The organism is Sutcliffiella sp. FSL R7-0096, assembly GCF_038595065.1.
Taxonomy (GTDB): domain Bacteria; phylum Bacillota; class Bacilli; order Bacillales; family Bacillaceae_I; genus Sutcliffiella_A.
Genome location: NZ_CP152003.1, coordinates 2,166,088 through 2,178,559, shown reverse-complemented (window position 1 = coordinate 2,178,559; position 12,472 = coordinate 2,166,088). Strand labels below are relative to the sequence as shown.

At 41.8% G+C, this 12,472-nt stretch carries 12 protein-coding genes; all 12 read right to left on the bottom strand.

Features of this window, described 5'->3' with window-relative positions; translation table 11 throughout:
• Positions 1-205 precede the first annotated feature (205 nt).
• Positions 206-805: a dipicolinate synthase subunit B gene (locus MKY77_RS11020; RefSeq protein WP_339145852.1), complete on the bottom strand. Its 600-nt coding sequence runs from the start codon at positions 803-805 to the stop codon at positions 206-208.
• A 2-nt stretch (positions 806-807) separates the two neighbouring features.
• On the bottom strand, positions 808-1,704 hold the full coding sequence (dpaA, locus tag MKY77_RS11015) for a dipicolinic acid synthetase subunit A (RefSeq protein ID WP_339145851.1): 897 nt from the start codon (positions 1,702-1,704) through the stop codon (positions 808-810).
• A gap of 254 nt (positions 1,705-1,958) precedes the next feature.
• Positions 1,959-2,204 carry a YlmC/YmxH family sporulation protein gene (locus MKY77_RS11010; RefSeq protein ID WP_010193298.1) on the bottom strand — a complete coding sequence of 82 codons (246 nt, stop codon included), beginning with the start codon at positions 2,202-2,204 and terminating at the stop codon, positions 1,959-1,961.
• A gap of 85 nt (positions 2,205-2,289) precedes the next feature.
• Positions 2,290-3,531 (bottom strand): pitrilysin family protein, encoded by a 1,242-nt coding sequence (locus MKY77_RS11005; RefSeq protein WP_339145850.1) that lies wholly within the window; start codon positions 3,529-3,531, stop codon positions 2,290-2,292.
• Between the two features lie 30 nt (positions 3,532-3,561).
• Entirely contained in the window at positions 3,562-4,527 is a 966-nt protein-coding gene (locus tag MKY77_RS11000) for a polysaccharide deacetylase family protein (RefSeq protein WP_339145849.1), read from the bottom strand.
• A 144-nt stretch (positions 4,528-4,671) separates the two neighbouring features.
• On the bottom strand, positions 4,672-6,789 hold the full coding sequence (gene pnp / locus MKY77_RS10995) for a polyribonucleotide nucleotidyltransferase (RefSeq protein ID WP_339145848.1): 2,118 nt from the start codon (positions 6,787-6,789) through the stop codon (positions 4,672-4,674).
• A gap of 244 nt (positions 6,790-7,033) precedes the next feature.
• On the bottom strand, positions 7,034-7,303 hold the full coding sequence (gene rpsO / locus MKY77_RS10990; protein ID WP_047970912.1) for a 30S ribosomal protein S15: 270 nt from the start codon (positions 7,301-7,303) through the stop codon (positions 7,034-7,036).
• A gap of 102 nt (positions 7,304-7,405) precedes the next feature.
• The gene (gene ribF / locus MKY77_RS10985; protein ID WP_339149789.1) at positions 7,406-8,377 is read right to left on the bottom strand and encodes a bifunctional riboflavin kinase/FAD synthetase; all 972 of its coding nucleotides are present in this window, start codon (positions 8,375-8,377) and stop codon (positions 7,406-7,408) included.
• Between the two features lie 49 nt (positions 8,378-8,426).
• Positions 8,427-9,338, bottom strand: a complete 912-nt coding sequence (gene truB / locus MKY77_RS10980) for a tRNA pseudouridine(55) synthase TruB (protein WP_339145846.1) — start codon at positions 9,336-9,338, stop codon at positions 8,427-8,429.
• Between the two features lie 314 nt (positions 9,339-9,652).
• Positions 9,653-10,018, bottom strand: coding sequence for a 30S ribosome-binding factor RbfA (gene rbfA, locus MKY77_RS10975; protein ID WP_339145845.1), 366 nt, complete (start codon positions 10,016-10,018; stop codon positions 9,653-9,655).
• Positions 10,019-10,031: 13 nt separating this feature from the next.
• Positions 10,032-10,310, bottom strand: a complete 279-nt coding sequence (locus MKY77_RS10970; RefSeq protein WP_148986460.1) for a DUF503 family protein — start codon at positions 10,308-10,310, stop codon at positions 10,032-10,034.
• On the bottom strand, positions 10,307-12,457 hold the full coding sequence (gene infB / locus MKY77_RS10965; protein WP_339145843.1) for a translation initiation factor IF-2: 2,151 nt from the start codon (positions 12,455-12,457) through the stop codon (positions 10,307-10,309). Before infB ends, MKY77_RS10970 begins: the two co-directional genes overlap by 4 nt.
• Positions 12,458-12,472: the final 15 nt, after the last annotated feature.

The window sequence follows — 12,472 nt, the reverse complement described above, 5'->3', positions numbered from 1 at the left end:
TACCAACTCTAGATATGCACGTAATATATTTGTCGTGCGGGGAAAGAGCACGACAAAAAGGTATATAACGGTTGGTTCAAAAGTGCGTAAAAGCAACAAAGTTTACGAAAATAGCTTATTTTGATTCATAATTTTTTATTTTAACATATTACTGAAATAAAGAAGAGAAGAAATTCTTACTTTTCTTCTCTTCCCGGCAATTTTTTTATAAATCGTCTTTATATCTTTCTACGATAACTGGTTGGATTTGCTTATGCTCCATTGCATTCAGAACAGTCGGCATCAACATACTCATTCTGGCAACCATTGAATTTGGTTTCTTCTCAGGTGCGTCCTGTCCGTATGGTATAAAGTAGATATTTTTTGTAGCCATTAGTCTCATTAAATTCAATCCGTTTAATCCCAAGGCATCATTAGTAGAGATACCAAGTACTACGGGATTATGATTTCTTAGTGTTGCCTTTGCTGCCATCAAGACAGGGGAATCCGTCAATGCATTCGCCAGTTTGCTCATCGAATTACCTGTCAAAGGTGCAATGATCATACAGTCCAATGGAATTTTCGGACCAAGCGGCTCTGCTTTTACAATAGAATCGATTACCTTATGTCCGGTCATGTCTTCTATCAGCTTGATCCAATCCTCTCCTTGACCAAATCTAGTGTTCGTGTTTTGGACCGTAGAGGTTACGACTGGCCTGACTTCTGCACCAGCATCAAGCAGTTTCTGTATTTCAGGGATTACTGCATCATAGGTACAATGAGAACCTGTTAACCCAAAGCCTAATCTTTTTCCTTTTAATTGCATGGTTAATTCCCCTTTCTCCCTTCCATTTCCTCTTTAAGTAATTGTGCCAATACGTTTGCCACGATCTGGCCTGCCGTTTTCGGGGCGACAATCCCAGGAAGTCCTGGAGCTAATAACGCTTTTATTCCTCTTTTCTCGGCATAGCGGAAATCGGTGCCTCCAGGTTTCGATGCCAAGTCAATGATCAGGGTATGAGCAGGCATTTTGGAAATCACATCCGAGGTGACGATTTGGTGAGGGATGGTATTAATACATACATCTACATCGGAAACGTTCGATGATAATTCGTTCAGATAAAATGGCGTTACACCCATTTCAAAAATACGTGCGATGTGTTCTGATTTTCTTGCTCCTACCCGAACCTTTGCCCCGAGTGCCGAGAATGTGCGGGCAACACTCATACCGACTCTCCCTAGTCCAAGGACTGCTACCTTCGAATTATGAATGGTAATATCCGTATGCTGAATGACCATCATGATGGTACCTTCTACAGTAGGGATTGCATTATAGATGGCAACATCATCGCGTTCAAACAATTGAACTAGTTTTCTATTTGTACTGGCTACCAATTGATTCAAGTAAGGGTTGGTAATACCTGAATAAATGGTACAATGCTCAGGAGTGTTTTTTACTATCTCCTCTGTCAGTACAATTTTTTCATTGGAAAAAATCGTATCCACCTGTCCTTCCAGGTTCGTTCCCGGCACAGGAAGGATGATGGCACTGACTGTAGTGAAATCCACTTCATTCAACTGCTCTTTTGAAGCACCTGTAAAGCCGTGGTCCAATTGATCAAATCCTATAAGCGAAAGCTTTGCGTCAAGCTCTATAAGCTTACGTATCACTTCCAGCTGCCTTGCATCACCGCCAATGACAGCTATGTGCAAACCGGTCAGCATAAATTGTTCACCTTCTTCTACTTCGTGAAAGTTTGTAAATCTGGCTCAAGTTTTTCTTACTTCCACATCTTATGTAACCCAATGAAAATCTGTGCTTATATCAGGGGAGAAAGGGAAGAGTTTGGGAAGTGGGGGGGGAATTTCATGGGTTCGGAATTTTAAAGGTCTTTTATTTGACCGAAGGACATGGGAATTCATGCATTCGGTCGAATATTGCCCCACATAAAAAAACGACCCAGCTCGCGCCAAGTCGTTCACTCTTCCTCTTCAGGTATATCGATAATAATCATATCTGTACCTATTTTCTTAATATGATTCCACGGCACCCGGATGTCACTGCCTTCTTTTTTCAAGCCGAACCATTTCAATGATGGGATAATGAGCGAGCGGATTTCCCCAGTGTTCTCATTGATCTCCAAATCTGTGTGTCCAAGGATCCCTAACCTCTCCGCTCGTTTTACATCTACTATTTCCTTGCCGCTCATTTCACTAAGCCTCATAAAAAAAACACCTCCCGTATTATTTATATTAGGAGGTGTCCAAAATAAAACCTGCCAAGGGAAATTGGCAGGCATAAATATTGCTTTATCCTTTTATTGACTTCGGCATTTCACCGCTTGGGCTGATCAATGCCACAGAATAGTCATCAGTAAAAATCTTGGTTGCCAAGTTATTAACAGACTCTTCAGTAATGGTGTTGATTCTGTCTAGGATGTCATCAAGGGAACGATGTCTGCCAAGCAGAAGCTCGTTTTTTCCATTTCGGCTCATGCGGCTGTTGGTACTTTCCAGACTCAGCATGAGACTACCCTTAATTTGCTCTTTACTATTTACAAGCTCTTTTTTAGTGATGCCATCACGCTTAAACGTTTCAAGTGTCTGTTGTATCGTATCAAATAGTAGATCCAGTTGGTTGCTGCCAGTACCTCCATAGATGGTAAGCATCCCATTGTCTTGGAATGTGGAGTGATAGGAATAGACGGAGTATGCCAATCCCCTTTCTTCCCTTACATCCTGGAACAAACGGCTGCTCATGCTTCCTCCAAGTACATTGTTCAGGACAATCAGGTTATAGATATCTTTATCGCCAATCGGAAGTCCATCATAACCGATGCAAAGATGAGCCTGTTCGGTTGTTTTCTTTTTGGCGATACGTCCTGTTTCAAACGAAGGCCTGACATACTCCCTTTTGGAATGTCCGGTTTCATAGCTTCCAAACAGTTCTTCTATCTCTTTGACAAAAGAGTCTTCTATGTTCCCAGCAACAGAGATAACAACATTGTCAGGAGTATAGGTTTCTTTCATATATTCACGGAGGGTGTTCCCGTCAAATGCAGATAAAGTATCCTCGGTACCTAAGATCGGGTATCCGAGTGGATGGTTACCATAGGAAGCTCGAGCCAGTACATCATGAACAATGTCATCAGGTGCATCCTCATACATCTTGATTTCTTCGTATACAACATTTTTTTCCTTTTTTAATTCCTCTTCGTCAAAAATCGAATGGAAAAACATGTCCGCGAGTACCCCAAGGGCATAGGAAGAATGTTCATCCATTACTTTTGCATAGTAGCAAGTATATTCCTTTGACGTAAAAGCATTTACCTGTCCACCGATGGAATCAAAGGCTTCGGCTATTTCACGGGCATTTTTTGTTTCTGTACCTTTGAAGAACATATGCTCAAGGAAATGGGAAACACCATTATTAAGGTTGTCTTCGTTTCTTGAGCCAGTTCCAATCCACACTCCAATTGCAACAGAGCGGACATGTGGAATATTTTCTAATACAATTCTTACTCCATTTGAGCATGTATGTTTAGTAAGCAACGATAATCCTCCTATTCAAGTTTGCCAAATCTAGTTGTGATGAACGATTCTTTCTTCACTTAAAAGGGAAGAAACAGTTCCTAGTTCGAGCCCTTTATCTTTAATGGAAATAATAAGGGTTTCCAAGCTGTCTGCCGTGGAAGGCGTAGGGTGCATAAGGACCATTGCCCCCGGATGGATTTTTTTCATCACCCTGTTGACAAGAACATCTGGTGTAGGCTTTTGCCAATCAATCGTGTCTACACTCCACATGATGGTACCTAACTCCAGTTCATGGGCGATATTTACGACCTCATCACGATAACTGCCACTTGGAGGGGCAAACCAGGTAACTTTATTCCCGGAAATTGCCTCTATGACTTCATTGGTTTTTATAAGCTGTTCCCTGACTGCAGTACTACCCAATGTTTTCATGTTTGGGTGGGTATAAGAGTGATTCCCCACTTCATGGCCTGCATCTATAATCATTTTGGCCATCGATGGATTTTCTTTCACCCATCTACCCTCTAGGAAAAAGGTTGCCTGAACGCCGTGATTCTTCAAGGTTTCCAGCATACCCGGAATGTGTTCATTTCCCCACGCCACATTGATTAGAAATGCTGCCATCGGCTTTTCGGGATGTCCACGGTAAATTGGGGATGGAGGAAGATCTTGAAGATGGGTGTTTGGCGGAATTTGCTTCATAACAAGCTTTTTCTCATCAAAAACACCATTTTTCTTCATATTCTTATAAGAGGCTTCCACATCCACTTCCAAGCCATTTAACCCTGGTTGCGCCTTCCAAACTTTGTCAATTTTAGCATCCTGAGGTGCAATTTCAAAATCCGATGCTTTCTGCTCTATCTCCGTAAACAGCGAATCCCGATTCTTGGTCACTTCAGACAAGTCACTAGACAGGGCATCCGTGATATCTCCAGGAAACGGATGATACACCGTTTTATATGTAAAAAATGCAATAATAACAAATGCCAACAGTTGAAATGTACTTCTCTTCATTTTACCCACTCCTTCCTACTTAAAATTTATGTAGGAAGTGGACAAGGTAGAACAAAGAATAAAGCAGAAAGACACCTGCCCCACAATGCAATTTATTATGGGGAGGTACCGCAAAAAGCCCGGCGGTCAAACCAGGCTTCCATATTAGGACATTTGCTCATTTTTTTCTTTTTTCTCTTTAAGAAGGACTTTTCTAGAAAGATTCACTCTTCCCTGTTTATCGATCTCCATTACTTTAACAAGAACTTCTTCTCCAAGTTTCACAACATCTTCCACTTGTTTCACACGTTCTTCTGCAAGTTCGGAAATGTGCACCAGTCCATCTTTTCCACTGAATAGCTCAACAAATGCACCGAATTTTTCAATACGTTTTACTTTACCCATGTAAATTTCGCCCACTTGGACTTCACGTACGATATCCTCGATGATTTTCTTCGCCTTGTCGTTCATCTCCATATTAATGGAAGAGATAAATACCGTTCCATCTTGTTCGATGTCGATTTTAACTCCAGTTTCTTCAATAATCTTATTGATTTGTTTACCGCTAGGCCCGATAACATCACGAATCTTATCAGGATTAATGCTCATCATCAAAATCTTCGGTGCATATGGAGAAAGCTCTTTACGTGACTCATCAATTGTAGCAAGCATGGAGTCAAGAATATGCATGCGTCCAATTTTTGCTTGTTGAAGCGCTTCTTCCAGGATGGCACGGGAAAGACCTTCAATCTTAATGTCCATTTGAAGTGCTGTTACACCTTTAGCGGTACCAGCAACTTTGAAGTCCATATCTCCAAGATGATCTTCCATGCCTTGAATATCAGAAAGAACTGTATAATGCTCGCCTTTTTTAATTAGTCCCATTGCAATACCCGCTACAGGAGCTTTAATAGGTACACCCGCATCCATCATGGCAAGTGTGCTTGCACAGATACTTGCTTGTGAAGTGGAACCATTGGATTCAAGAACTTCTGATACAAGACGAACTGTGTACGGGAAGTCTTTCTCGGAAGGGATAACCGGTTCAAGGGCACGCTCTCCAAGAGCACCATGTCCGATTTCACGACGTCCAGGGCCCCTCATCGGACCTGTTTCCCCCACACTGAATAATGGGAAGTTATAGTGATGCATAAAACGTTTCTCTTCTTCAATTCCCAATCCGTCAAGAATTTGAACGTCACCAAGTGCCCCTAGTGTACAAATGCTCAATGCTTGAGTTTGTCCACGTGTAAATAGACCGGAACCGTGAGTACGAGGTAATAGGCCGACTTCGGAAGCAAGCGGACGGATCTCATCGCTCTTACGTCCATCTGGGCGTACTTTATCTTCTGTGATTAGGCGTCTTACTTCTTCTTTCACAAGCATGCTTAGGATTTCGTTGACCTGCTTCAGAACATCCGCTTCTACTTCTTGTTCTTCATAGCGATCAAGAACTTCTGCCTTTACCTCTTTGATAGCAGCTTCACGAGCGTGCTTTTCAAAGACTTGAACAGCTTTTGTCATTTTCTCTTCAGCAAGAGCACGGATTTCATGTTCAAGGTTTTTATCCACTTCATAAAGAGTGACCTCTGTTTTCTCTTTTCCAACAGCCTGTACAATTTCCTCTTGGAATGCAATTAAACGTTTAATTTCGTTATGACCAAACATGATTGCTTCTAACATCACTTCTTCCGGAACTTCATCAGCACCAGCTTCAACCATGTTGATTGCATCCTTAGTTCCAGCTACAACCAAGTTGATATCACTTTTTTCAAGTTGCTCTACATTAGGATTAATGACGAACTCGTCGTTAATTCTTCCTACTGTGACACCTGCGATAGGACCTTTGAAAGGAATATCGGAAACCGAAAGTGCTAATGAAGAACCGAACATCGCTGCCATTTCGGAAGAGCAGTTCTGATCCACACTCATCACGATGCTGATAACTTGTACTTCATTACGGAACCCATCGGCAAAAAGCGGACGGATTGGACGATCGATCAAGCGACTTGCCAATACAGCCTTCTCACTTGGACGTCCCTCTCTCTTAATGAATCCTCCAGGGATTTTACCAACGGCATATAATCTTTCTTCATAATTTACTGTAAGTGGGAAGAAATCTAGTTTCTTCGGTTCCTTTGAAGCGGTTGCAGTACTTAGCACAGCCGTATCTCCATAACGGACCATTACCGCTCCATTTGCTTGCTTCGCTAATTGTCCTACTTCTACCGTCAGGTTTCTTCCAGCCCAATCGATAGAAAAGACTTGTTTATCTTGTCCCATGAGTTCGTCTAACCCCTCTCTAACTTCCAATATGTATTGACTTTCTTCTTCCTAAAGAAAACAGTCTATGTGAAAAAAATTTAGTATTATGTATAGTATGAACGAAATAACTACTACATATCAATAGAATTCCAGCATGTATAGGAAAAAAATTACCGAAATAAAACGCCCTACAGCAACTTTTGAAAATATCTTCTAAAATACTAATAAAAAAGCGGGAATTCTCCCGCTTTTTCTGACAAACTTATCGACGTAAACCTAATTTGTTGATTAGTTCACGGTAACGAGTTACATCCTTGTTACGAAGGTAAGTTAGTAAGTTACGACGCTTACCAACCATCTTCAATAGACCACGACGTGAGTGGTGATCTTTCTTGTGAGTACGTAAATGCTCGTTTAGGTTGTTGATCTGTTCTGTTAGGACAGCGATCTGTACCTCTGGAGATCCAGTGTCAGATTCGTGAGTCTTGAACTCATTGATAAGTTCTTGTTTACGCTCTTGTGTAATAGCCATCCTATTCACCTCCTTAATAGTAAAAACCCCTATTACCGAGCAAGCGTTGGTGATTCGACTTGCCAAGCAATGGTTTTAGTACGTTTAATAGCATACCTCTTTTTAGGTTAAAAAGCAAGTATCGTGTATGTTTTTTTGAAAATACTCTTCTGCTTTCTCCTTGTCTTTTTTGATTTGCGTAACAAGCGCATCCACACCAGAAAACTTCTTTTCTTCCCTGATACAATTATGCCACTCTATGATAACCTCTTCCCCATAGATCTGTTGATCAAAATCCAACAGGTGGACTTCGATAGATGGAAGGTTCTCATTTTCTTGCTCATGGAAAGTAGGTTTGTAGCCGATGTTGCACACTCCATTCACCCAGTTATCATTCACATACATGCGAACAGTATAAACACCTGTCTTAGGAATCACATAGTCATCGTCCGGGACGACATTGGCTGTTGGAAATCCAATCGTACGACCTCTTTTTTCACCATGCCCCACTTTCCCTCGCACATGATAATACCTTCCCAAAGTATGCGGCAACTCGTCCACTTTCCCTTCTCTCAACTGTTCTCTTATGTAAGTGGAACTTACTTTCAAGTCATTAGTGGTATATTTCTCAACAACAGTCTGATTGAATTGCCCTCTTGAATGAAACGGAAGGGTCTCCATTGTCCCTTTGCCAAGACTGCCATATGAATAATCAAATCCGGCCACCACATGCTTGATATTCAATCCGATAATATATTGATCTACAAAATCCTGGGGTACTAGCGATGCAAAGGACATGTCGAATTTCACCACATATAAGATATCCACCCCTAAAGAAGCAAGGAGCCTTATTTTCTCAGAAAGAGGAGTGATGTAGCGGACATGCTGGACGGTTCTTCTCAAAACGACGGATGGATGTGGATCCAACGTCATTACTGCACCTGCAGTTCCTAATTCTTTCGCTTTGTTCAACGCACCGCTAATCACTTTTTGATGCCCGAGATGGATGCCATCAAAAAAACCGAGAGCGACTGTAGCAGGCATACACTCTTCTATTTTCAGGGAATGCGGGTGTTCCAAATACACAACTTTCATCATTTATCACCTAAATCTAAATTAATCATGCAGAACCTTCATACACCAATTAGTTATGAAATACTTTCTTCGGTTTCATCAGGCCTGGCTTTGATGGATGCTTCATATAGATGGCCAAACATTTATCATCATGGAACACACTGAAGTATTCATTCGATTCATCGATATTTTCTGGATACGGCAAAACCGCACCATTATACACTTTCTCTGCTACTTTATCATTAATGTCCAACTTAGGCAATGAACTTAATGCTTTTTCCATAGGCAATAGATGTTCCCCTACAGCACCCTTCTCTGCGAGCTCACTTAGTTGTTCCAGTGTGATCGCATGATCAATGGTGAAGTTTCCTGAAGATACCCTTGTCAAATATGACATATGCGCTGGATAACCGAGCAGTTCTCCTATTTGTACGGCAAGAGTTCTTACATAGGTACCTTTGCTGCAATTTACTTGAAAAGAAAAACGAACCTGACCTCTCTCTTCTATATATGTAATGTCGCTTGTTAGGAAGATATCATGAATCGTCACTTTTCGTGAAGGTCTGTCGATTACCTTCCCTTCTCTTGCATACTCATAAAGCTTTTTTCCGTTTATTTTTACAGCTGAGTACATTGGAGGTGTTTGTTCAATCTCCCCTTTTAGCTGATGAAGGACGGAAAGTATCTTTTCCTTTGGTATCGGGTTGTCCACACTTTTTTCTTCCACGACCTCCCCTGTCTGATCTTCTGTTGTGGTAGCAGTCCCTATGGTCACTTCCGCTATATATGTTTTTTCTTCTGCTGTTAGGAATTCAACAACTTTGGTCGCTCTACCTATGCAGATAGGCAGGACTCCGGTCACTTCGGGATCTAGTGTGCCGGTGTGGCCGACTTTTTTTGTTTTCAATATCTTTCTCACTTTGAATACGCAGTCATGTGAAGTGAATCCCTTAGGCTTGTTCAATATCAAAATGCCGTCCATGGTGAGCCACCCCTTTCCTTAAAGTTGGAATATCACAATTCAATTAAGTAAATCATATTCGCCCGGTTGATTAGAGTGCAAGGTGTGAGACTCCTCGAAAATACTAAAGCATTTTCTTCGTGCGATGAATCGCTGCCGAAGCCTTCCTTGTCCTGCGGGAGGAATGGTTGGTTGAGACCCCCAAAGCGTTGTGAGGAGGCTCAAGCATCGTCCTGCGGATAGCGAACACCAGAAACGCAAATCAACAGGGAGTTAATCCAAGCAATCATTAGAGTCAACAAAAAGGATAGACAACTGCTGCCTATCCTTTTCTGTTACTCTTCATCATCAGAATCGGAGTCTTTTTTATTCAATTCATGTATCAGGCTTTCGATGTGATTACCGTAAGCAATGGATTCATCAAATTCAAAGAAAAGCTCTGGAGTTTTTCTCAGGCGAATTCTGCGTCCTATCTCACTGCGGATGAAGCCTTTTGCTTTCGCCAAGCCAATCAATGTGTCTTGTCTTTTATCATCGTCTCCAAGCACAGAAATGAATACCTTGGCTTGTTGAAGATCTCCCGTAACCTGTACATCCGTTACTGTTACAAAGCCTACACGAGGGTCTTTGATTTTACGACCAATGATATCGGAAAGCTCTTTTTTCATTTGCTCTCCAACTCGGTTTGATCTGAGTGTCATACCTTTCACCCCTTTAAAGCCAATCAAGCGAAGTTTCTGCCCGCTCTATCTCTGGAAATGAATCCAGATAGTCGAGCACTTTTTGCAATTCTTTCTCGGTGATGGATTTGGAAGAAGAGATGGATACTATTCCAATCTTCGTCCGTTGCCATACGTCCTGATGATCAATCTCTGAAATGGATATGTTGAACCTCTGCTTCAACCTCGTCATAACACGCTGAAGGACTGCTCTTTTTTCCTTCAAAGATTGAGCATCATAGATCATACAGTCACACTCTATATATCCAATCATTTTCTTTCGATTTCTTGCATTACGTACGCTTCGATGATGTCGCCTTCTTTAATGTCGTTAAAGTTCTTGATTGTTACACCACATTCGTAGTTTGTCGCAACTTCTTTAACATCATCTTTGAAACGCTTGAGTGTATCAAGTTCTCCTTCAAAAATAACGATCCCGTCACGAATTAGACGAATGCTGGAATCACGAGTGATTTTACCTTCTGTTACATATGCACCCGCGATTGTTCCGACTTTAGAAACTTTGAACGTCTGGCGTACTTCCACTTGACCGATCACTTTTTCTTCAAACTCGGGGTCAAGCATGCCTTTCATTGCCGCTTCAATTTCTTCAATCGCTTTATAGATGATACGGTGAAGACGGATATCAACGTTTTCAGCATCTGCTGTACGTTTCGCACCAGCATCTGGGCGAACGTTGAAACCAATGACAATCGCATTGGATGCGGAGGCAAGAATGATATCAGATTCCGTGATGGCACCAACGCCAGTATGGATGATTTTCACTTTAGCGCCTTCTACATCAATTTTCTGGAGGGAAGCAGCCATCGCTTCTACAGAACCTTGAACGTCCGCTTTCACAATCAAGTTGATTTCTTTCATTTCACCTTGCTTGATTTGTTCAAACAAGTCATCAAGTGTTACACGTGTTTTTTCGCTGCGTTGCTCTTGAAGTTGCTTTTGAGCACGTGCTTCCCCAACGTTACGAGCCGTTTTTTCATCAGCAAACACCATGAAGTTGTCTCCGGCTTGTGGAACTTCATTAAGACCAGTTATTTCAACTGGTGTAGATGGACCAGCTTCTTTAACACGGCGTCCAAGATCATTGACCATTGCACGAACACGGCCGAACGTGTTTCCTACAACAATTGGATCTCCAACACGGAGTGTTCCTTTTTGAACAAGAAGGGTAGCAACAGAACCTCTACCTTTATCAAGCTGTGCTTCGATAACCGTACCTGAAGCCGCTCGTTTTGCATTAGCTTTGTATTCTTCCACTTCAGATACAAGAAGGATCATTTCAAGCAATGTATCGATGCCTTCTCCACTTAAAGCGGAAAGTGGTACAAAGATAGTATCTCCACCCCAAGCTTCTGACACTAGTCCATGCTCTGTTAATTCCTGCATAACACGGTCAGGATTGGCAGCTTCTTTATCCATTTTGTTAACGGCAACGATGATTGGTACTTCTGCGGCTTTTGCATGGTTGATTGCTTCCACTGTTTGAGGCATAACACCGTCATCTGCTGCCACAACTAGGATTGTGATATCAGTAACTTGTGCCCCGCGGGAACGCATTGTTGTAAACGCTGCATGCCCAGGAGTATCAAGGAACGTGATTTTTTTGCCTTGTTCCACTTCTACTTGGTACGCACCGATATGCTGAGTGATTCCACCTGCTTCACCTGCAGTAACCTTTGTATTACGGATGGAGTCAAGAAGCGTTGTTTTACCGTGGTCAACGTGGCCCATGATCGTAACAACTGGAGGACGCTCTTCCATTACCTCTTCTGTATCTTCTGAATCGTAGCCCTCAAAATCGGTTACTTCGAAGATAATTTCCTCTTCCACTTCCACATTGTATTCGCCTGCGATCAATTCGATGGAATCTTTGTCAAGATCCTGGTTGATGGTCGCCATGACGCCAAGCATCAAGAGCTTTTTGATTATTTCAGAAGGCTCTTTGTTTAGCTTGTTGGCCAATTCACCAACTGTCAGGGAACCAGTGAATGTAATTTTGGAAGGTGTTTCTTTTTTCTTCACAGGTTGTGGCGGAGCATGTTGTTGTCCACGGTTTTGGTTTTGTTTATTGTTTTGTTTCTTTTTCCCTTTAGAGGAATGATTGTTATTGCTGTTGTTAAATGGCTTTTTAGGTGAAGAAGTGTTTTTGCCTTTTCCGCCTTGACCGCCGCCTTGAGATTGGTTGTTATTTTGCTTCTTAGGTGCAGAAGCAGTATTTTGTGGTGCTGCTTTCTTTGGTGCTTCTTTTTTATCTGGACCGTTCAATTTTTGGATAGTGTCTTCGTCTAATGTTGCCATATGGTTTGATACCTCAATATTCATTTCTTTTAGTTTTGTGATGACATCTTTACTTGATACGTTCTTTTGTTTAGCGTATTCGTACACGCGTAATTTCGTCATACATTCACCCCCAAA

Excerpts from the sequence above, each read along its gene's own strand:
- MKY77_RS11020 (WP_339145852.1), bottom strand. The coding sequence starts at position 805 with ATGCAATTAAAAGGAAAAAGATTAGGCTTTGGGTTAACAGGTTCTCAT.
- dpaA (WP_339145851.1), bottom strand. The coding sequence starts at position 1,704 with ATGCTGACCGGTTTGCACATAGCTGTCATTGGCGGTGATGCAAGGCAG.
- MKY77_RS11010 (WP_010193298.1), bottom strand. The coding sequence starts at position 2,204 with ATGAGGCTTAGTGAAATGAGCGGCAAGGAAATAGTAGATGTAAAACGA.
- MKY77_RS11000 (WP_339145849.1), bottom strand. The coding sequence starts at position 4,527 with ATGAAGAGAAGTACATTTCAACTGTTGGCATTTGTTATTATTGCATTT.
- pnp (WP_339145848.1), bottom strand. The coding sequence starts at position 6,789 with ATGGGACAAGATAAACAAGTCTTTTCTATCGATTGGGCTGGAAGAAAC.
- rpsO (WP_047970912.1), bottom strand. The coding sequence starts at position 7,303 with ATGGCTATTACACAAGAGCGTAAACAAGAACTTATCAATGAGTTCAAG.
- ribF (WP_339149789.1), bottom strand. The coding sequence starts at position 8,377 with ATGAAAGTTGTGTATTTGGAACACCCGCATTCCCTGAAAATAGAAGAG.
- truB (WP_339145846.1), bottom strand. The coding sequence starts at position 9,338 with ATGGACGGCATTTTGATATTGAACAAGCCTAAGGGATTCACTTCACAT.
- rbfA (WP_339145845.1), bottom strand. The coding sequence starts at position 10,018 with ATGACACTCAGATCAAACCGAGTTGGAGAGCAAATGAAAAAAGAGCTT.
- MKY77_RS10970 (WP_148986460.1), bottom strand. The coding sequence starts at position 10,310 with ATGATTGGATATATAGAGTGTGACTGTATGATCTATGATGCTCAATCT.
- infB (WP_339145843.1), bottom strand. The coding sequence starts at position 12,457 with ATGACGAAATTACGCGTGTACGAATACGCTAAACAAAAGAACGTATCA.